The following is a 21,230-nucleotide window of genomic DNA, read 5'->3' on the forward strand; positions in this document are numbered from 1 at the left end:
ATATGATCAACGATATTCAAAAAACAGCCGAAGGCAAGATGCAGCGTTCGGTCGAAGTACTGAAAGAAAATCTGGCGAAAGTGCGTACCGGCCGCGCGCATACCGGCCTGCTCGACCAAGTGGAAGTCGAATACTGGGGCAGCATGGTCCCCGTCAGCCAGGTTGCCAACGTAACCCTTTTGGACGCGCGCACCATCGGCGTGAAACCGTTTGAGGGCAATATGGCGGCCAAAGTCGAGAAAGCCATCCGCGATTCAAACTTGGGACTGAACCCGGCAGCTGTCGGCGATTTGATCCGCGTGCCGATGCCCATGCTGACCGAGGAACGCCGCAAAAACCTGATTAAAGTCGTGCGCGGCGAGGCGGAAGAAGGACGCGTCTCTATCCGCAACGTGCGCCGCGATGCCAACGACCACATCAAAAAACTCCTCAAAGACAAAGAAATTTCCGAAGACGAGGCACGTCGCGGCGAAGAGGCGGTTCAAAAACTGACCGACAAGTACATTGCCGAAGCCGATAAGGTTTTGGCTGCCAAAGAAGAAGACCTGATGGCGGTTTAAATCTCACGGCGCGGCGTTCAGACGGCATTTGAACGCCGAACCGCGAAAGGCAGATATGAAGAGCAGCACGCAGACCATTTTGGAACACACCGCCATCCCGAGGCACATCGCCGTAATTATGGACGGCAACGGCCGTTGGGCGAAAAAACGTTTTCTCCCGCGTATAATGGGACACAAACGCGGCTTGGACGCGTTGGAAAATATGGTGAAGCATTGCGCCAAACTGGGCGTGCAATATCTGACCGTGTTTGCCTTTTCAACCGAAAACTGGCGTCGCCCCGAAGACGAAGTTTCGTTCCTGATGGGGCTGTTTTTACAGGCTTTGCAAAAACAGGTACGCCGCCTGCACGAAAACAATATGCGCCTGAAAATATTGGGCAGCCGCGAACGCTTTAATCGGCAGATTCTGCAAGGTATCGAAGAGGCGGAAGCCTTGACGGCAAATAATACCGGTCTGACCCTGAGCATTGCTGCGGATTACGGCGGCCGCTGGGATATTTTGCAGGCGGCAAACAAACTGATTGCCGAAGGCGTATCCGAGATTACGGAAGACACGCTGGCCAAACACTTGATGCTGGGCGACGCGCCGGAACCGGATTTGTTCATCCGCACGGGCGGAGAAACGCGCATCAGCAATTTCCTGCTCTGGCAGATGGCGTATGCAGAACTGTATTTCACCGACATCCTGTGGCCCGATTTCGACGAAACCGCCTTAGATGCCGCCGTCGCTTCGTTCCAAAAACGCGAACGGCGGTTCGGACGCACTTCCGAGCAACTGCCTATCGGACAGCAAAGGAACTGAATATGCTGAAACAACGGGTAATAACCGCTATGTGGCTGCTGCCGCTGATGCTGGGCATGCTGTTTTACGCGCCGCAATGGCTGTGGGCTGCATTTTGCGGGCTGATTGCCCTGACCGCCTTGTGGGAGTATGCCCGTATGGCCGGTTTGTGCAAAACCGAAACCAACCATTACCTCGCCGCAACCTTGGTTTTCGGCGTAGTTGCCTATGCGGGCGGCTGGATGCTGCCTAATTTGGTTTGGTATGTTGTTTTGGCATTTTGGCTCGCCGTTATGCCTTTGTGGTTGAGATTCAAATGGAGGCTCAACGGCGGTTGGCAGGTTTATGCCGTCGGCTGGCTTTTGCTCATGCCGTTTTGGTTCGCGCTCGTATCCCTGCGCCCGCATCCCGATGATGCCCTGCCGCTGCTCGCCGTGATGGGTTTGGTCTGGGTTGCCGACGTTTGCGCGTATTTCAGCGGCAAGGCGCTCGGCAAACACAAAATCGCACCGGCAATCAGCCCCGGCAAGAGCTGGGAAGGCGCAATCGGCGGTGCGGTTTGCGTGGCAGTGTACATGACTGCCGTACGAAGTGCCGGCTGGCTGGCATTCGATACAGGCTGGTTCGATACCGTGTTAATCGGTTTGGTGTTGACCGTTGTCAGCGTATGCGGCGACCTGTTGGAAAGCTGGCTCAAGCGCGCGGCAGGCATCAAAGACAGCAGCAACCTGCTGCCCGGACACGGCGGCGTGTTCGACCGTACCGACAGCCTGATTGCCGTTATCAGCGTCTATGCGGCGATAATGTCGGTTTTAAATTGATTCTATGCCGTCTGAAAACGCTTCAGACGGCATCCGGTATAAAGTTATCCTCATTATGACACCACAAGTCCTGACCATATTAGGCAGTACCGGCAGCATAGGCGAAAGCACGCTGGACGTTGTCTCCCGCCATCCCGAAAAATTCCGCGTATTCGCGCTGGCAGGGCATAAGCAGGTCGAGAAACTGGCGGCTCAATGTCAAACGTTCCGCCCCGAATATGCCGTCGTTGCCGATGCCGAACACGCCGCCCGGCTTGAAGCCCTGTTGAAACGCGACGGCACGGCGACTCAGGTTTTACACGGCGCGCAGGCATTGGTTGCCGTTGCGTCTGCCGACGAAGTCAGCGGCGTCATGTGCGCCATCGTCGGGGCGGCGGGGCTGCCTTCCGCGCTCGCAGCGGCGCAAAAAGGCAAAACCATTTATCTGGCAAACAAAGAAACGCTGGTGGTTTCCGGCGCGTTGTTTATGGAAACCGCCCGCGCAAACGGCGCGGCAGTGTTGCCCGTCGACAGCGAACACAACGCCATTTTCCAAGTTTTGCCGCGCGATTACACAGACCGTCTGAACGAACACGGCATCGATTCGATTATCCTGACCGCTTCCGGCGGCCCGTTTTTAACAACCGATTTAAGCACGTTCGACAGCATTACGCCCGAGCAGGCGGTCAAACACCCCAATTGGCGTATGGGGCGCAAAATCTCCGTCGATTCAGCCACTATGGCAAACAAGGGCTTGGAACTGATTGAAGCGCATTGGCTGTTCAACTGTCCGCCCGACAAACTCGAAGTCGTCATCCATCCCCAATCCGTGATACACAGTATGGTGCGCTACCGCGACGGCTCCGTGCTGGCGCAACTGGGCAATCCCGATATGCGAACGCCCATCGCCTATTGTTTGGGCTTGCCCGAGCGCATCGATTCGGGTGTCGGCAAACTCGATTTCGGCGCATTGTCCGCGCTGACCTTCCAAAAGCCCGACTTCGGCCGCTTCCCCTGCCTGAAGTTCGCCTATGAAACCATAAACGCAGGCGGAGCCGCGCCCTGCGTATTGAACGCCGCCAACGAAACCGCCGTCGCCGCCTTTTTGGACGGACAGATTAAGTTTACCGACATTGCCAAAACCGTCGCCCACTGTCTTGCACAAGACTTTTCAAACGGCATGGGCGATATAGAAGGACTGTTGGCGCAAGATGCCCGGACACGCGCACAAGCGCGGGCATTTATCGGCACACTGCGCTGATACCGTCCGAACACCGTTATCAAAGGAAAACCATTTGCAAACCCTTCTAGCTTTTATCTTCGCCATCCTGATTTTGGTCAGCCTGCACGAATTCGGACACTACATCGTCGCCAGGTTGTGCGGCGTCAAGGTTGTGCGTTTTTCCGTCGGCTTCGGCAAACCGTTTTTCACCCGAAAGCGCGGCGACACCGAATGGTGCCTCGCCCCGATTCCGTTGGGCGGCTACGTCAAAATGGTCGATACGCGCGAAGGCGAAGTATCAGAAGCCGATTTACCCTACGCTTTTGACAAACAACACCCCGCCAAGCGCATCGCCATCGTCGCCGCCGGTCCGCTGACCAACCTCGCACTGGCGGTTTTGCTGTACGGACTGAGCTTTTCCTTCGGCGTAACCGAACTGCGGCCCTATGTCGGCACAGTCGAACCCGACACCATTGCCGCCCGCACCGGCTTCCAAAGCGGCGACAAAATACAATCCGTCAACGGCGTTTCCGTCCAAGACTGGAGCAGCGCGCAAACCGAAATCGTCCTCAACCTCGAAGCCGGCAAAGTCGCCGTCGGCGTTCAGACGGCATCGGGCGCGCAAACCGTCCGCACCATCGATGCCGCAGGCACGCCGGAAGCCGGTAAAATCGCAAAAAACCAAGGCTACATCGGACTGATGCCCTTTAAAATCACAACCGTTGCCGGCGGCGTGGAAAAAGGCAGCCCCGCCGAAAAAGCAGGCCTGAAACCGGGCGACAGGCTGACTGCCGCCGACGGCAAACCCATCGCCTCATGGCAGGAATGGGCAAACCTGACCCGCCAAAGCCCGGGCAAAAAAATCACCCTGACCTACGAACGCGCCGGACAAACCCATACCGCCGACATCCGCCCCGATACTGTCGAACAGCCCGACCACACCCTGATCGGGCGCGTCGGCCTCCGTCCGCAGCCGGACAGGGCGTGGGACGCGCAAATCCGCCGCAGCTACCGTCCGTCTGTTGTCCGCGCATTCGGCATGGGCTGGGAAAAAACCGTTTCCCACTCGTGGACAACCCTCAAATTTTTCGGCAAACTAATCAGCGGCAACGCCTCTGTCAGCCATATTTCCGGGCCGCTGACCATTGCCGACATTGCCGGACAGTCCGCCGAACTCGGCTTGCAAAGTTATTTGGAATTTTTAGCGTTGGTCAGCATCAGCCTCGGCGTGCTGAACCTGCTGCCCGTCCCCGTTTTGGACGGCGGGCACCTCGTGTTTTATACTGTCGAATGGATACGCGGCAAACCTTTGGGCGAACGTGTCCAAAACATCGGTTTGCGCTTCGGGCTCGCCCTGATGATGCTGATGATGGCGGCCGCCTTCTTCAACGACGTTACCCGGCTGATCGGTTAGATTTTACGTTTCGGAATGCAGTCTGAAACCGCATTCCGCACCACAAGGAACTTACGATGAAACTGAAACAGATTGCCTCCGCACTGATGATGTTGGGCATATCGCCTTTGGCATTTGCCGACTTCACCATCCAAGACATCCGTGTCGAAGGCTTGCAGCGTACCGAGCCGAGCACCGTATTCAACTACCTGCCCGTCAAAGTCGGCGACACCTACAACGACACACACGGCAGTGCCATCATCAAAAGCCTGTACGCCACCGGTTTCTTTGACGACGTACGAGTCGAAACTGCGGACGGGCAGCTTCTGCTGACCGTTATCGAACGCCCCACCATCGGCTCGCTCAACATCACCGGCGCCAAAATGCTGCAAAACGACGCCATCAAGAAAAACCTCGAATCGTTCGGGCTGGCGCAGTCGCAATACTTTAATCAGGCGACACTCAACCAGGCAGTCGCCGGCCTGAAAGAAGAATACCTCGGGCGCGGCAAACTCAATATCCAAATCACGCCCAAAGTAACCAAACTCGCCCGCAACCGCGTCGACATCGACATCACGATTGACGAGGGCAAATCCGCCAAAATCACCGACATCGAATTTGAAGGCAACCAAGTCTATTCCGACCGCAAACTGATGCGGCAGATGTCGCTGACCGAAGGCGGCATTTGGACATGGCTGACACGAAGCGACCGGTTCGACCGCCAGAAATTCGCCCAAGACATGGAAAAAGTAACCGACTTCTACCAGAACAACGGCTACTTCGATTTCCGTATCCTCGATACCGACATCCAAACCAACGAAGACAAAACCAAGCAGACCATCAAAATCACCGTCCACGAAGGCGGACGTTTCCGCTGGGGCAAAGTGTCGATTGAAGGCGACACCAACGAAGTCCCCAAGGCCGAACTGGAAAAACTGCTGACCATGAAGCCCGGCAAATGGTACGAACGCCAGCAGATGACCGCCGTTTTGGGTGAGATTCAGAACCGCATGGGCTCGGCAGGCTACGCATACAGCGAAATCAGCGTACAGCCGCTGCCGAACGCCGGAACCAAAACCGTCGATTTCGTCCTGCACATCGAACCGGGCCGGAAAATCTACGTCAACGAAATCCACATCACCGGCAACAACAAAACCCGCGACGAAGTCGTCCGCCGCGAATTGCGCCAAATGGAATCCGCGCCTTACGACACCTCCAAGCTGCAACGTTCCAAAGAGCGCGTCGAGCTTTTGGGCTACTTCGACAACGTACAGTTTGATGCCGTCCCGCTTGCCGGCACGCCCGACAAAGTCGATTTGAACATGAGCCTGACCGAACGCTCCACCGGCTCGCTCGACTTGAGCGCGGGCTGGGTTCAGGATACCGGCTTGGTCATGTCCGCCGGCGTATCGCAGGACAACCTGTTCGGTACGGGCAAGTCGGCCGCCCTGCGCGCCTCGCGAAGCAAAACCACGCTCAACGGCTCGCTGTCGTTTACCGACCCGTACTTCACGGCAGACGGGGTCAGCCTGGGCTACGATATTTACGGAAAAGCCTTCGACCCGCGCAAAGCATCGACCAGCGTCAAACAATATAAAACCACCACCGCCGGCGGCGGCGTAAGGATGGGTATCCCCGTTACCGAATACGACCGCGTCAATTTCGGGCTGGCGGCGGAACACCTGACCGTCAACACCTACAACAAAGCACCCAAACGCTATGCCGACTTTATCAAACAATACGGCAAAACCGACGGCGCAGACGGCAGCTTCAAAGGCCTGCTGTACAAAGGCACCGTCGGCTGGGGGCGCAACAAGACCGACAGCGCCTTATGGCCGACGCGCGGCTACCTGACCGGCGTAAATGCCGAAATCGCCCTGCCCGGCAGCAAACTGCAATACTACTCCGCCACCCACAACCAAACCTGGTTCTTCCCCTTAAGCAAAACCTTCACGCTGATGCTCGGCGGCGAAGTCGGCATTGCGGGCGGCTACGGCAGAACCAAAGAAATCCCCTTCTTTGAAAACTTCTACGGCGGCGGCCTGGGTTCGGTGCGCGGCTACGAAAGCGGCACGCTCGGCCCGAAAGTGTATGACGAATACGGCGAAAAAATCAGCTACGGCGGCAACAAAAAAGCCAACGTCTCCGCCGAGCTGCTCTTCCCGATGCCCGGGGCGAAAGACGCACGCACCGTCCGCCTGAGCCTGTTTGCCGACGCAGGCAGCGTGTGGGACGGCAGAACCTATACCGCCGCCGAAAACGGTAACAACAAATCGGTTTACTCGGAAAACGCGCATAAATCCACCTTTACCAACGAATTGCGCTATTCCGCCGGCGGCGCGGTTACCTGGCTCTCGCCTTTGGGCCCGATGAAATTCAGCTACGCCTACCCGCTGAAGAAAAAACCGGAAGACGAAATCCAACGCTTCCAATTCCAGCTCGGCACGACGTTCTAATCCCGCAAATGCCGTCTGAAGCCCTTCAGACGGCATTTCGCGGCAACATCCGAAGGAGTTTTACCATGATCCGTTTGACCCGCGCGTTTGCCGCCACCCTGATCGGTTTATGCTGCACCACAGGCACGCACGCCGACACCTTCCAAAAAATCGGCTTTATCAACACCGAGCGCATCTACCTCGAATCCAAGCAGGCGCGCAACATCCAAAAAACGCTGGACGGCGAATTTTCCGCCCGTCAGGACGAATTGCAAAAACTGCAACGCGAAGGCTTGGATTTGGAAAGGCAGCTCGCCGGCGGCAAACTTAAGGACGCAAAAAAGGCGCAAGCCGAAGAAAAATGGCGCGGGCTGGTCGAAGCGTTCCGCAAAAAACAGGCGCAGTTTGAAGAAGACTACAACCTCCGCCGCAACGAAGAGTTTGCCTCCCTCCAGCAAAACGCCAACCGCGTCATCGTCAAAATCGCCAAACAGGAAGGTTACGATGTCATTTTGCAGGACGTGATTTACGTCAACACCCAATACGACGTTACCGACAGCGTCATTAAAGAAATGAACGCCCGCTGACCCTTTCAGACGGCATACCAAACAGGAAAACCATGATTCCGGCCACCTGCACCCTGTCCCAAATCACCGCGCGGCTCGGCGGCGAATGGCGCGGCGAGGACATTTCCGTTACCGCCGTGCGCCCGCTCGCAGACGCGCAGGCGGAACACATCAGCTTCCTCGCCAATCCGAAATACAAAGCCGAAGTCCACGACAGCAGCGCGGGCGCGATCATCGTTTCCGCCAAAGCAGCAGACGGATTTGAAGGGCGCAACCTGATTGTCGCCGACGATCCCTATCTCTATTTCGCCAAAGTCGCGCGCCTGTTTTCACCCGTCGTCAAAGCGCGCGGCGGCATCCATCCGACCGCCGTCGTCGAACCGGGCGCGACCGTTCCCGCAAGCTGTGAAATCGGCGCGAACGCCTACATCGGCGCGAACACCGTGCTCGGCGAAGGCTGCCGCATCTTGGCAAACGCCGTCGTCCAACACGATTGCAAACTGGGCGACGAAGTCGTCCTGCATCCCAACGCCGTCGTTTATTACGGCTGCACACTCGGCAGACACGTCGAAATCCACAGCGGCGCGGTCATCGGCGCGGACGGTTTCGGACTCGCCTTCGCCGGCGATTCGTGGTTCAAAATCCCGCAAACCGGCGCGGTAACGCTGGGCGACGACGTAGAAATCGGCTCGAACACCAACATCGACCGCGGCGCGATGAGCGACACCACCGTCGGCAACGGCACCAAAATCGACAACCAAGTCCAAATCGGACACAACTGCAAAATCGGTTCGCACACCGTCATCGCCGCCAAAACGGGCATCTCAGGCAGCGTAACCATAGGCAGCTACTGCATCATCGGCGGCGGAGTCGGCACGGTCGGACACATCGAAATCGCCGACAAAACCACCATCGGCGGCGGCACGTCCGTTACCCACAGCATTACCGAAAGCGGCAAACACATCGCCGGCATCTTCCCGATGTCCACCCATAAAGAATGGGCGCGCAACGCCGTTTACATCCACCGCTTAAGCGAAATGAACAAACGCCTCAAAACGCTGGAACAGCAGCTTTCAGACAGCAAAGACACGCAATAAATCCAAACCGACTTTATTCAAGGAATACGACAGACATGGACGTACAACTCCCCATCGAAGCCAAAGACATCCAAAAACTCATCCCCCACCGCTACCCGTTTCTCCAGCTCGACCGCATTACCGCCTTCGAGCCGATGAAAACCCTGACCGCCATCAAAAACGTAACCATAAACGAACCCCAATTCCAAGGCCATTTCCCCGACCTGCCCGTTATGCCCGGCGTACTCATCATCGAAGCGATGGCGCAGGCGTGCGGCACGTTGGCGATTTTGAGCGAAGGCGGGCGCAAGGAAAACGAATTTTTCTTCTTCGCCGGCATAGACGAAGCCCGTTTCAAACGCCAAGTCATCCCCGGCGACCAACTCGTCTTTGAAGTCGAACTCCTGACCAGCCGGCGCGGCATCGGCAAATTCAACGCCGTTGCCAAAGTGGACGGACAAGTCGCCGTCGAAGCCGTGATTATGTGCGCCAAACGCGTGGTTTGAGCGTTCGGAAAAAGGTCGTCTGAAAGTTTCAGACGACCTAAATAAAAAGAAAACCCACCGGTTTAGGTTTATTCAAACCCAGGGACACGGTGGGGATTAGTTTTATCTAACTATATCAAATATAGTTTGAAACGTCAATTTAAAAATAAAGAATCAAGGGTTAGCGTGAATTATAAGGAATGCTGTAGTATTTTTTCTGATTTCAGAATGGAACGGTATAAAAATGCCGTTAGGAAAGACAAAGCAGCTGAATTGTATTTATTGAATTTATCTTTATCAAGAGAACTTTTTCATGTTGTTTCTATATTTGAGATCGTTTTAAGAAACAAAATTGATATTTGCTTTCGGCAGGAGTTTAAAGACAGAAACCGGTTATATGATAGCATACAACCACAAACGAATCCTGCATTGAAATATCAAGGTTGCTTTTTAAGAAATGGTACGAAAGAATCTGCTGAATTAATCAAGGTTGCATTATCTAAAATACAAAATAATAGCGGAGGAAAGTTTGACCACAACCAATTGGTTGCAGGACTAGGATTCGGTTTTTGGCGGTATCTGTTTGCGGGAGGGAAAGATGCTCAATTTGATGCTGCAGGAAAAGTATTGATGAAAGTTTTTCCAAAAAAGCCCAAATCTACACCAAGTGTGCAATATAACCAAAAATGGATTTTTCGAGAACTTTCCAATATTAACAATTTCCGTAATCGTTTGGCACATCACGAACCGATTTGTTTTAGTTTTAAAGGTGCAATAAAAGATACCGGCTACGCTAGAAATATTTACCAATCTATTTTTGAACTGCTTAATTACATGGATGTAGATACTGCTTCAGTATTTAGCCATTTTAGCGATCAAGTGATTGCGGTCTGCGATGAAATCGACAAACTGTGATTTTCTATTATTTGTCTTAACAAGCAGCGGAGTATTCAAAACATGACCCTCATCCACCCGACCGCCGTCATCGACCCCAAAGCCGAACTCGACTCCGGCGTCAAAGTCGGCGCGTACACCGTCATCGGCCCCAACGTCCAAATCGGTGCGAATACAGAAATCGGTCCGCACGCCGTCATCAACGGCCACACCACCATCGGCGAAAACAACCGCATTTTCCAATTTGCCAGCCTCGGCGAAATTCCGCAGGACAAAAAATACCGCGACGAGCCGACCAAGCTGATTATCGGCAACGGCAACACCATCCGCGAATTCACCACCTTTAATTTAGGCACGGTAACCGGCATCGGCGAAACCCGTATCGGCGACGACAACTGGATTATGGCGTACTGCCACCTCGCGCACGACTGCGTGGTCGGCAACCACACCATTTTCGCCAACAACGCCTCGCTTGCCGGACACGTTACCGTCGGCGACTACGTCGTTTTGGGCGGCTACACGCTGGTCTTCCAATTCTGCCGCATCGGCGACTACGCCATGACCGCCTTCGCCGCAGGCGTACACAAAGACGTGCCGCCCTACTTTATGGCATCGGGCTACCGCGCCGAACCGGCCGGCCTAAACAGCGAAGGTATGCGCCGCAACGGTTTTACCGCAGAACAGATTTCCGCCGTCAAAGACGTATACAAAACCCTCTACCATCGCGGCATTCCGTTTGAAGAAGCCAAGGCGGACATTCTCCGCCGCGCCGAAACCCAAGCCGAGCTTGCCGTATTTCAAGACTTCTTCGCACAATCGACGCGCGGCATCATCCGCTGACCGCACCCTTTCAATGCCGTCTGAAACCCCGAAAGCGTTTCAGACGGCATCGGTTTTTTTTAAAGCGGTATGTTGTTTGATCGATGCATCATTTTGTATAGTGGTTTAAATTTAAATCAGGACAAGGCGACGAAGCCGCAGACAGTACAAGAAGTACGGCAAGGCGAGGCAACGCCGTACCGGTTTAAATTTAAACCACTATAGATTTCAAAAGTATGGCAGTCGGCAGCATTGATGATTTCTGCCGCCCGCCACATCCCCATTCGGACATTTCATTGTGACCTCCGCCTCTGCTTTTAAATAATTGCAAACAATTTCCGCAGCTTGAACCGGCCTGTCTTCGGTGAAAAAACCAAAAGTATTTTTCAAAAGAACATATTGTCTTATTGAATATTCTGTGCTGAAATTACCGGACACTACAAAAGTGGTGTTTTAAAAATAAAACAGACAAAGGAGAAAGCCATGCAAGTATTTTTAGACAATCTCAAAGCCTTTTTCGAAACCGTCAGCAGCTGGGTTTGGGGATCTGTTATGTTGATGCTGCTGGTCGGCACCGGCATTGTGCTGACCGTTATGCTGAAAGGCTTGCAGTTCACTATGTTGGGCTATGCGCTGAAACAGGCGTTTGTGCCGTCAAAGAAGTATGAAGGCGGCGCAGGCCACGAAGGCGATATTTCCCATTTTGCGGCGTTGATGACCGCGCTGTCCGCCACCATCGGTACGGGTAACATCGCCGGCGTGGCGACTGCAGTGGTAACCGGCGGCCCGGGCGCGGTATTTTGGATGTGGATGACCGCTATTTTCGGCATGGCCACCAAATACGGCGAAGGCGTGTTGGCGGTGAAATACCGCGTCAACAATTCCAAAGGCGAAATGTCCGGCGGCCCGATGTATTACATCGAAAAAGGCTTGGGCAAAAACTGGAAATGGATGGCCGTTGCATTTGCGCTGTTCGGCACATTCGCTTCCTTCGGTATCGGCAGCTCGGTGCAGTCCAACTCGGTTGCACAGGCTGTGCAAACCAGCTTCGGTATCGAACCTGCCTATACCGGCATTACGTTGACCGTTCTGACTGCCGTTGTCGTTTTAGGTGGTATTAAAGGCATCGCCAAAGCCGCTTCTTTCATCGTGCCTGCTATGGCGGTGTTTTATGTGTTGGGCGGTCTTTCCATTATCGTCATTAATTCCGATGCACTGATGCCTGCCGTCAAGCTGATTTTCTCCGATGCGTTCAGCGCGCAGGCCGTAGCAGGCGGCGCTATCGGTACGGTCATCCGCTACGGCGTGGCGCGCGGCGTGTTCTCCAATGAGGCGGGTATGGGTTCTGCGCCTATTGCCGCCGCAGCCGCGAAAACCGACCACCCCGTTCGTCAGGCTTTGGTTTCCATGACCGGTACTTTTTTGGACACCATTGTTGTCTGCTCGATTACCGGTATCGTGTTGGTCATGGGTCTGCTCGGCGCAGGCGGCGAGTTTGTGAAACCTGAATTGAGCGGCGCGGCGCTGACAACCGTCACTTTCCAAAAAATGCTGCCCGGCATCGGCGGCTGGATTGTGACCATCGGCCTGATTTTCTTTGCCTACTCAACCATTCTCGGCTGGTGTTATTACGGCGAGAAATGCGCGGTTTACGTCTTCGGCGAGAAGTTTGCCGCTTTGTACCGCGTCGGTTATGTTTCTTCCGTCATGCCGGGTACCGTGTTGAGCCTTGATTTGGTATGGCTGGCTTCGGATACATTCAACGGCTTGATGGCATTGCCCAACCTGACTGCGCTTTTGTTGATGGCGAAAGTCATCGTCAATGAAACACGCGACTTCAAACAAAAAATCACAAACGGCGAATTGCCGCATTAATATCCGAGACCGTCTGAATCCGAATATTCAGACGGCACGGCATATTAAGCCTGTTTTGAAAAAGCCGGAGGGGGAAACATGAAAGTGCTTGTTTTAGGTGCGGGTGTTGCCGGCGTATCCTCCGTGTGGTATCTGGCAGAGGCCGGACATGAAGTAACGGTCATCGACCGCACCGAGGGTGTGGCGATGGAAACCAGTTTTGCCAATGCAGGCCAGCTTTCTTACGGCTATACCACGCCTTGGGCTGCACCCGGTATTCCGACCAAAGCACTGAAACGGCTGTTTAAAAGCCATCCGCCTTTACTGTTCCGCCCTGACGGCGGCCTGTATCAAATCGAATGGCTGTGGCGGATGCTGCAAAACTGCACGGCAACGCGCTATCAAATCAATAAAGAGCGCATGGTCAGGATTTCCGAATACAGCCGTGAAATGTTCCGCCGTTTTGAAGCGCAAACCGACATGAATTTTGAGGGACGCAAAAAAGGGACGTTGCAGATTTTCCGCCAAACCGAAGAAGTCGAAGCGGCAAAACAAGACATTGCCGTTTTGGAACGCTACGGCGTGCCGTACCGCCGTCTGAAGCCCGAAGAATGCGCAGAATTCGAGCCTGCGCTGGCACGCGTTACCGCCAAAATTGTCGGCGGTCTGCACCTGCCTGCGGATGCGACCGGCGACTGCCGCCTCTTCACCGAAAACCTGTACAAATTGTGTCAAGAGAAGGGCGTACGGTTCTACTTCAACCAAACCATCAGCCGCATCGACCACAACGGGCTGCGCATCAAAGCCGTTGAAACCGAAACAGGGCGGTTTGAAACAGATGCCGTTGTCTGCGCGCTCGGCTGCTTCAGCAGGACTGTGTTGGCGCAGTTGGATCTCAATCTGCCCATTTATCCCGTCAAAGGCTATTCCTTGACCCTGCCGGTCACAAATTCCGACGGCGCACCGGTGTCCACTGTTTTAGATGAAAGCTACAAAGTCGCCATCACGCGTTTTGACAACAGAATCCGCGTCGGCGGAATGGCGGAATTGTCCGGCTACGAAACCAAACTGCCCGAAAAACGCCGCGAAACCTTGGCTTTGGTCGTCAACGACTTGTTCCCGGAAGGCGGCGATTTGAGCCAAGCATTGTCCTGGAGCGGCCTCAGGCCGATGACGCCCGACAGTACGCCGTTAATCGGGCGCACCCGCTTTGAAAACCTGTTTCTGAATACCGGGCACGGTACTTTGGGCTGGACCATGTCGCCGGGTTCGGCAAAATTGACCGCCGATATCGTGAGCGGCAAAGACACCGAAATCCGCAGCGACGATTTGAGCCTGTCGCGCTATCAAAAACTGTAAAGGCAATATTTAAATTTAAGGCCGTCTGAAACCCCGAAAGCGTTTCAGACGGCATTTGCGCTATAATTCAAACCATCAAATCATCTTATTTCTCAGGGCTTCATATGTTAGACAAATACTCCCCCGCCGAAATCGAATCCAAACACTATCAAAACTGGGAAAGCCAAGGCTATTTCCGGCCCGATATGGATTTGACCAAACCGTCTTTTTCCATCCAACTGCCGCCGCCCAACGTAACCGGCACGCTGCACATGGGTCATGCCTTCAACCAAACCATCATGGACGGCCTGACCCGCTACTACCGCATGAAAGGCTGCAACACCGCCTGGATTCCCGGTACCGACCACGCGGGCATCGCCACGCAAATCGTGGTCGAGCGTCAGCTTGCCGCGCAAAACGTGTCCCGTCATGACTTGGGCCGCGAAAAATTCTTGGAAAAAGTGTGGGAGTGGAAAGAAGTTTCCGGCGGCACGATTACCCAGCAAATGCGCCGCGTGGGCTGCTCCGCCGACTGGACGCGCGAGTATTTCACGATGGACGGCGTACGCGCCGAAACCGTGACCGAAGTGTTCGTGCGCCTGTATGAACAGGGCTTGATTTACCGCGGCAAACGCTTGGTGAACTGGGATCCCGTGCTTGGCACGGCGGTGTCGGATTTGGAAGTGGAAAGCATGGAAGAACAAGGCTCTATGTGGCACATGCGCTATCCGCTGGCCGACAATCCCACCGAAGCCGTTATCGTGGCGACCACCCGTCCTGAAACGTTGCTGGGCGACGCGGCCGTTGCCGTCAATCCAGAAGATGAACGTTACACCCACTTAATCGGCAAAGAATTAATCCTGCCGCTGACCGGTCGCACCATTCCGGTTATCGCCGACGAATACGTTGAAAAAGACTTCGGTACCGGTTGCGTGAAAATCACGCCTGCGCACGATTTCAACGATTACGAAGTCGGCAAACGCCACGACACGCGCCTGATTAACGTGTTCGACTTAGAAGCCAAAGTGCTGGCAAACGCCGAAGTGTTCAACTTCAAAGGCGAAGCGCAACCAGGCTTTTCCCTGCCTGAAAAATACGCAGGCTTGGACCGCTTTGCCGCGCGCAAACAAATGGTTGCCGATTTGCAGGAGCAAGGCTTCTTGGTCGAAATCAAACCGCACACGCTGATGACGCCGAAAGGCGACCGCACAGGTTCAGTGATTGAGCCGATGCTGACCAGCCAATGGTTTGTCGCCATGTCCGCCACACCGAACGGCGGCGAGCCTGACAACGAATTCAAAGGCTTGAGCCTTGCCGACAAAGCCAAAAAAGCCGTCGACAGCGGCGCAGTGCGCTTTATCCCTGAAAACTGGGTCAATACCTACAACCAATGGATGAACAACATCCAAGACTGGTGTATTTCGCGCCAACTGTGGTGGGGGCATCAAATCCCCGCGTGGTACGACGAAGCAGGTAATGTTTACGTCGCCCGCAATCAGGCTGAAGCCGAAAAACAAGCCGGCAAAACAGGTTTGACCCGCGAAGAAGACGTATTGGACACATGGTTCTCCTCCGCGCTCGTGCCGTTCTCCACGCTCGGCTGGCCGTCTGAAACCGACGAGCTCAAAGCCTTCCTGCCGTCCAACGTCTTGGTTACCGGATATGAAATCATCTTCTTCTGGGTGGCGCGCATGATTATGATGACCACCCACTTCACCGGCAAAGTACCGTTTAAAGCCGTGTACATCCACGGCATCGTGCGCGACCACGAAGGCAAAAAAATGTCCAAATCCGAAGGCAACGTCATCGACCCTGTGGATTTGATCGATGGTATCGGCTTGGACAAGCTGCTGATGAAACGTACGACCGGCCTGCGCAAACCCGAAACCGCGCCGAAAGTGGAAGAAGCCACGAAAAAACTCTTCCCCGAAGGTATCCCCAGCATGGGCGCGGACGCATTGCGCTTCACCATGGCGAGCTACGCCAGCTTGGGCCGTTCGGTTAACTTCGACTTCAAACGCGCCGAAGGCTACCGCAACTTCTGCAACAAAATCTGGAACGCCACCAACTTCGTCTTGATGAACACCGAAAACCAAGACTGCGGCTACGGCGCAACCGCTGCCGAACCGCGCGGCCATTCCTTCCCCGATATGTGGATCATAGGTCGTCTGAATCAGACCATCGAGCAGGTTACGCAAGCCTACGAAACCTACCGCTTTGATTTGGCGGCGGAAACCCTGTACAGCTTCGTATGGAACGATTATTGCGACTGGTATCTGGAACTCGCCAAAGTGCAGCTCCAAACCGGCTGCGCCAGCCGCCAGCGCGCCACACGCCATACCTTATTGCGCGTACTCGAAGCCGCCCTGCGCCTGCTGCACCCGATTATCCCGTTCATCACCGAAGAACTGTGGCAAACCGTCGCCCCCATGTGCGATGCCAAAACCGCCGACAGCATCATGCTCGCCCGCTTCCCCGAAACCGACGGCGGCGAGATTGTTCAGACGGCATTCGGGCAAATGACCGTGTTGCAGGATTTGATCGGCGCAGTCCGCAACCTGCGCGGCGAAACGGGCATCCAGCCCAACGTGAAAGCCCCGCTGTTTGTCGAAAGCGCGGACGACTTGGCGGACTACCTCAAATACCTGCCGATGATGACCCGCCTGACCGAAGCACGGCAAGTCGCCGCCCTGCCCGAAAGCGGAGACGCGCCCGTCGCCGTCTGCAACGGCGCGCGCCTGATGCTGAAAGTCGAAATCGACAAAGCCGCCGAAACCGCCCGTTTGAGCAAAGAAGCCGAGAAGCTGCAAAAAGCCTTGGACAAACTCAATGCCAAACTCTCCAAACCCGGCTACACCGAAAAAGCCCCGGCGCATCTGGTGGAAAAAGACAAAGCCGATTTGGCGGAATTGGAAGACAAAATGGCAAAAGTGCAAAATCAGTTGGCGAAGTTGAAAGACTGATTTGATTGAATAAACAAGGCCGTCTGAAAACCTGAAACCGGGGTTTTCAGACGGCCTCCTTTAAAAAAGGAAATAGATGAAACGCTTTATTCTGCCGGTGCTTTTATCCGCAACAACCGCCTTGGCTTCTCCGATTGTCGGTACATGGCATTGCATCGGCACTGATGAAAACATTCACAGTGATACAAAAGTCAAATATCTTCAGGACGGCAGCTTCCGTGGCGATGCTATACTCAAAATCGATGATGACGGCAATATCTTGGCATACCGTGTTGTCGGTGCAGGTAAATGGCGTTTTGCGAACAATGCCTTAACTCAAAGCCAAATCAAGTACGGTGAAGTTTCACGACAGCACAGCCCCGAAACGCTGGCGTGGTTAGAAAAGTCGGAGGATGGACGACTCTTGGAAAGCATGATGTACACCGGATTGGTCGCGCAGATGGACAAACCCGGAAAAGATGATGTGTATCAACTGGATAAATCAGGCAAATTAGTGTCCGAAGACGGAACTTCCCGTGAGGCATGTACGAAAGTGGAGTGAAAAGCAACTGTATTTTCCACCCCGTCGGGCAAAAATACCAAAACTCAAATCAAGCCGTCCGAATACCGTTTTCGGCGGTATCGTTTGCGGCAAAATAATCACGCATCCGGGCATTCAATATCGTCGGCAGTTTGCGCATACATGCCGTAACGGCAACCTTATACGGCTTACCCTTGTATGGCGGATTAACAAAAATCAGGACAAGGCGGCGGGCCGCAGGCAGTACGAATGGTACGGAACCGATCCGCCCGGTGCTTGGGCGCCTTAGGGAACCGTTCCCTTTGAGCCGGGGCGGGGCAACCCGTACCGGTTTTTGTTAATCCGCTATACAGCAGGCGTTGGTGGAAATCCCGAATAAGCGGTTCAAAACGTGTCGCTGCCGCGGCAGCCATATACAGTTGGCAACTGTCCGGTTGTGCCGATGGGTTGCCCTGCCGCTCCCTGAGCTACGCAACGGTTGTCTGCCTTGGGCGGGCGCGGGTGGCGGCCGGGCGGTTTGTCGCTATGATACGGAAGTTCCGATATACAAGGGCGGGCTTCAGCCCGCCAAATCCACCAACTCCGCCGAATCCACCGATTCCCGCCGCCGTCATTCCCGCATAAGCGGGAATCCAGACCTGTCGGTGCGGAAACTTATCGGATAAAATGGTTTCTTTAGATTTTTACGTCCTAGATTCCCGCCTGCGCGGGAATGACGGTTCGGGCACTCCTGACAGGGTGAATTCACAGGATAGCGATTCGTAGCAACTGCATCCAACCCCCCGAACAACTCCCCAAACAACGCTGCGCGCCCCGGGCGTTTGCCGTTTCCCTGCAAAATCTGAGATACAATGCAGTCTGAACATTTATCCGAATCCCAAACCCAATGGATACCGCACAAAAACAACGCTGGGCAATAACCCTATCCTACGACGGCAGCCGCTTTTACGGCTGGCAGAAACAGGCGGGCGGCGTACCGACCGTTCAGGCGGCATTGGAAACCGCACTCGCCCGAATCGCAGGAGAATCTGTCGCCACCACAGTTGCCGGCAGGACCGACACCGGCGTGCACGCTGCCGCCCAAGTCGTCCACTTTGACACAACTGCCGCCCGTCCCCAACAGGCATGGGTGCGCGGCGTAAACGCCCACCTGCCCGAAGGCATAGCCGTTTTGCACGCCCGACAGACCGCACCCGGATTTCACGCCCGCTTCGACGCATACGGACGGCACTACCGCTACCTGCTCGAATCCGCCCCCGTCCGTTCCCCCCTGCTCAAAAACAGGGCGGGCTGGACACACCTCAAACTCGACATCGAACCGATGCGCCGGGCTGCCACCTTATTGATCGGCGAACAAGACTTCTCCAGCTTCCGCGCCGCCGGGTGCCAGGCAAAATCCCCCGTCAAAACCATCTACCGCGCCGGGCTTACCCAAAGCGCAGGACTGATCCGCCTCGATTTGCACGGCAACGCCTTTTTGCACCACATGGTACGCAACATCATGGGCGCGCTCGTTTATGTCGGCAGCGGCAGGCTCAGCGTCGAAGGCTTCGCCGCACTGATTCAAGAACGCAGCCGCCTCAAAGCCCCACCGACCTTCATGCCCGACGGGCTTTACCTGACCGGCGTCGACTATCCCGGGGCATACGGCATCATCCGCCCCCAAATCCCCGAATGGCTTTAAAACATTCTTGTCGCGGAGATTTTGAAATCGGACAAACTGTCAGGCAATCTTTTTCAATGTTGACACTATAGCGGATTAACAAAAATCAGGACAAGGCGGCGGGCCGCAGACGGTACAAATAGTACGGAACCGGTTCGCCCGGTGCTTGGACGCCTTAGGGAACCGTTCCCTTTGGGCCGGGGCGGGGCAACGCCGTACCGGTTTTTGTTAATCCGCTATAACCCCCGGTTTGCAATGCCCTCCAATACCCTCCCGAGTAAGTGTTGTAAAAATGCAAATCTTAAAAATTTAAAATAACCATATGTTACAAAACAAAAAATACCCGTAATATCTCTATCCGCCCTTCAAAATGCACATCGGATTCCACACAAAAACAGGCAGAAGTTTGTTTTTTCAGACAGGAACATCTATAGTTTCAGACATGTAATCGCCGAGCCCCTCGGCGGTAAATGCAAAGCTAAGCGGCTCGGAAGGCCCGGCCCGCTTAAATTTCTTAACCAAAAAAGGAATACAGCAATGAAAAAATCCCTGATTGCCCTGACTTTGGCAGCCCTTCCTGTTGCAGCAATGGCTGACGTTACCCTGTACGGCACCATCAAAGCCGGCGTAGAAACTTCCCGCTCCGTAGCTCACCATGGAGCTCAGGCGGATCGCGTTAAAACCACTACCGAAATCGCTGATTTGGGTTCGAAAATCGGCTTTAAAGGTCAAGAAGACCTCGGCAACGGCCTGAAAGCCATTTGGCAGTTGGAACAAAAAGCCTACGTCAGCGGTACTGACACAGGCTGGGGCAACCGCCAATCCTTCATCGGTTTGAAAGGCGGCTTCGGTAAAGTGCGCGTCGGCCGTTTGAACAACATCCTGAAAGACACCGGCGGCTTCAATCCTTGGGAGGGTAAAAGCTACTATTCGGGTTTAAGCAACATTGCCCAACCCGAAGAACGCCACGTTTCCGTACGCTACGATTCTCCCGAATTTGCCGGCTTCAGCGGCAGCGTACAATACGTGCCTAACGACAATTCGGGCAAAAATCGCAGCGAATCTTACCATGCAGGCTTCAACTACAAAAACAGCGGCTTCTTCGTGCAATATGCCGGCTCCTATAAAAGACATAATTACACGACTGAGAAACACCAGGTTCACCGTTTGGTCGGCGGTTACGACCATGATGCCCTGTACGCTTCCGTAGCCGTACAGCAACAAGACGCGAAATTGACTTGGCGCGACGATAATTCGCACAACTCTCAAACCGAAGTTGCCGCTACCGCGGCATACCGCTTCGGCAACGTAACGCCCCGCGTTTCTTACGCCCACGGCTTCAAAGGTTCGGTTTATGATGCAGATCACGACAATACTTACGACCAAGTGGTTGTCGGTGCGGAATACGACTTCTCCAAACGCACTTCTGCCTTGGTTTCTGCCGGTTGGTTGCAAAAAGGCAAAGGCGCAGAAAAATTCGTAGCGACTGTCGGCGGTGTCGGTCTGCGCCACAAATTCTAATCTGCAAAGATCGGTATCAACAAAAAGCCTGTCGTCAGACAGGCTGTTTTCTGTTTTCTGTTTTCTGTTTTCTGTTTTCTGTTTTCTGTTTTCTGTTTTCTGTTTTCTGTTTTCTGTTTTCTGTTTTCTGTTTTCTGTTTTCTGTTTTCTGTTTTCTGTTTTCTGTTTTCTGTTTTCTGTTTTCTGTTTTCTGTTTTCCGTTTTCCGTTTTCCGTTTTCCGTTTTCTGTTTTTAGTCTTTTTTATTCAATGTCAAAATATGCCGTCATTCCCACGAAAGTGGGAATCTAGGACTCGGGACCGGAGAAACCGTTTTACCTGATAAGTTTCCGCACCGACAG

The 21,230-nt window shown here is 54.3% G+C and carries 18 protein-coding genes and 1 pseudogene; 17 read left to right on the plus strand and 2 right to left on the minus strand.

Annotated features, from left to right (window positions below; translation table 11 throughout):
- Nucleotides 1-2: 2 nt before the first annotated feature.
- The 11 genes from frr (at nucleotide 3) to lpxA (ending at nucleotide 11,052) form a co-directional block, all read left to right on the plus strand.
- Nucleotides 3-560, plus strand: coding sequence for a ribosome recycling factor (frr, locus tag DFR77_RS01575; protein WP_003698993.1), 558 nt, complete (start codon nucleotides 3-5; stop codon nucleotides 558-560).
- A gap of 55 nt (nucleotides 561-615) precedes the next feature.
- Nucleotides 616-1,362: an undecaprenyl pyrophosphate synthase gene (gene uppS, locus DFR77_RS01580; protein ID WP_003690027.1), complete on the plus strand. Its 747-nt coding sequence runs from the start codon at nucleotides 616-618 to the stop codon at nucleotides 1,360-1,362.
- 2 nt (nucleotides 1,363-1,364) lie between these two features.
- Nucleotides 1,365-2,162 (plus strand): phosphatidate cytidylyltransferase, encoded by a 798-nt coding sequence (locus tag DFR77_RS01585; RefSeq protein WP_003690029.1) that lies wholly within the window; start codon nucleotides 1,365-1,367, stop codon nucleotides 2,160-2,162.
- A 4-nt stretch (nucleotides 2,163-2,166) separates the two neighbouring features.
- Nucleotides 2,167-3,402: a 1-deoxy-D-xylulose-5-phosphate reductoisomerase gene (gene ispC / locus DFR77_RS01590; protein WP_003705301.1), complete on the plus strand. Its 1,236-nt coding sequence runs from the start codon at nucleotides 2,167-2,169 to the stop codon at nucleotides 3,400-3,402.
- Nucleotides 3,403-3,436: 34 nt separating this feature from the next.
- On the plus strand, nucleotides 3,437-4,777 hold the full coding sequence (rseP, locus tag DFR77_RS01600) for an RIP metalloprotease RseP (protein ID WP_003690033.1): 1,341 nt from the start codon (nucleotides 3,437-3,439) through the stop codon (nucleotides 4,775-4,777).
- Between the two features lie 56 nt (nucleotides 4,778-4,833).
- Nucleotides 4,834-7,212, plus strand: a complete 2,379-nt coding sequence (gene bamA, locus DFR77_RS01605) for an outer membrane protein assembly factor BamA (RefSeq protein ID WP_003694311.1) — start codon at nucleotides 4,834-4,836, stop codon at nucleotides 7,210-7,212.
- Nucleotides 7,213-7,277: 65 nt separating this feature from the next.
- Nucleotides 7,278-7,778: an OmpH/Skp family outer membrane protein gene (locus DFR77_RS01610; RefSeq protein WP_003690035.1), complete on the plus strand. Its 501-nt coding sequence runs from the start codon at nucleotides 7,278-7,280 to the stop codon at nucleotides 7,776-7,778.
- Between the two features lie 32 nt (nucleotides 7,779-7,810).
- Nucleotides 7,811-8,854, plus strand: coding sequence for a UDP-3-O-(3-hydroxymyristoyl)glucosamine N-acyltransferase (gene lpxD / locus DFR77_RS01615; RefSeq protein ID WP_003696182.1), 1,044 nt, complete (start codon nucleotides 7,811-7,813; stop codon nucleotides 8,852-8,854).
- A gap of 35 nt (nucleotides 8,855-8,889) precedes the next feature.
- On the plus strand, nucleotides 8,890-9,339 hold the full coding sequence (gene fabZ / locus DFR77_RS01620; protein ID WP_002231544.1) for a 3-hydroxyacyl-ACP dehydratase FabZ: 450 nt from the start codon (nucleotides 8,890-8,892) through the stop codon (nucleotides 9,337-9,339).
- 207 nt (nucleotides 9,340-9,546) lie between these two features.
- Complete coding sequence (locus tag DFR77_RS01625; protein WP_003694317.1) at nucleotides 9,547-10,233, plus strand: Abi family protein; 687 nt, start codon at nucleotides 9,547-9,549, stop codon at nucleotides 10,231-10,233.
- 42 nt (nucleotides 10,234-10,275) lie between these two features.
- Nucleotides 10,276-11,052, plus strand: a complete 777-nt coding sequence (gene lpxA / locus DFR77_RS01630) for an acyl-ACP--UDP-N-acetylglucosamine O-acyltransferase (RefSeq protein WP_003694319.1) — start codon at nucleotides 10,276-10,278, stop codon at nucleotides 11,050-11,052.
- A gap of 116 nt (nucleotides 11,053-11,168) precedes the next feature.
- Here lpxA and DFR77_RS14480 read toward each other — a convergent pair whose 3' ends face one another.
- A complete protein-coding gene (locus tag DFR77_RS14480; protein WP_004466956.1) occupies nucleotides 11,169-11,309 on the minus strand; it encodes a hypothetical protein in 141 nt (46 codons plus the stop codon).
- Between the two features lie 205 nt (nucleotides 11,310-11,514).
- Here DFR77_RS14480 and DFR77_RS01635 point away from each other — a divergent pair, with 205 nt between their 5' ends.
- The 4 genes from DFR77_RS01635 (at nucleotide 11,515) to DFR77_RS01650 (ending at nucleotide 17,727) form a co-directional block, all read left to right on the plus strand.
- Nucleotides 11,515-12,906 (plus strand): alanine/glycine:cation symporter family protein, encoded by a 1,392-nt coding sequence (locus DFR77_RS01635; RefSeq protein WP_003690317.1) that lies wholly within the window; start codon nucleotides 11,515-11,517, stop codon nucleotides 12,904-12,906.
- Nucleotides 12,907-12,984: 78 nt separating this feature from the next.
- Nucleotides 12,985-14,244, plus strand: coding sequence for a D-amino acid dehydrogenase (locus DFR77_RS01640; protein WP_003690316.1), 1,260 nt, complete (start codon nucleotides 12,985-12,987; stop codon nucleotides 14,242-14,244).
- A 104-nt stretch (nucleotides 14,245-14,348) separates the two neighbouring features.
- Complete coding sequence (locus tag DFR77_RS01645) at nucleotides 14,349-17,186, plus strand: valine--tRNA ligase (RefSeq protein ID WP_113852024.1); 2,838 nt, start codon at nucleotides 14,349-14,351, stop codon at nucleotides 17,184-17,186.
- A 76-nt stretch (nucleotides 17,187-17,262) separates the two neighbouring features.
- Nucleotides 17,263-17,727, plus strand: a complete 465-nt coding sequence (locus tag DFR77_RS01650; protein ID WP_047924157.1) for a hypothetical protein — start codon at nucleotides 17,263-17,265, stop codon at nucleotides 17,725-17,727.
- A 49-nt stretch (nucleotides 17,728-17,776) separates the two neighbouring features.
- On the opposite strand, the pseudogene DFR77_RS14630 reads toward DFR77_RS01650, so the two are convergent.
- Nucleotides 17,777-18,125, minus strand: a pseudogene (locus tag DFR77_RS14630) (hypothetical protein); the annotation flags it as partial.
- Between the two features lie 467 nt (nucleotides 18,126-18,592).
- Here DFR77_RS14630 and truA point away from each other — a divergent pair.
- Both truA and porB read left to right on the plus strand, forming a co-directional pair.
- Nucleotides 18,593-19,390 (plus strand): tRNA pseudouridine(38-40) synthase TruA, encoded by a 798-nt coding sequence (truA, locus tag DFR77_RS01670; RefSeq protein WP_113852025.1) that lies wholly within the window; start codon nucleotides 18,593-18,595, stop codon nucleotides 19,388-19,390.
- A 516-nt stretch (nucleotides 19,391-19,906) separates the two neighbouring features.
- A complete protein-coding gene (gene porB, locus DFR77_RS01680; protein ID WP_113852026.1) occupies nucleotides 19,907-20,890 on the plus strand; it encodes a trimeric porin PorB.IA in 984 nt (327 codons plus the stop codon).
- Nucleotides 20,891-21,230 lie beyond the last annotated feature (340 nt).

Origin of the sequence: Neisseria gonorrhoeae (assembly GCF_003315235.1) — a bacterium.
In the GTDB taxonomy this organism is placed as follows: domain Bacteria; phylum Pseudomonadota; class Gammaproteobacteria; order Burkholderiales; family Neisseriaceae; genus Neisseria; species Neisseria gonorrhoeae.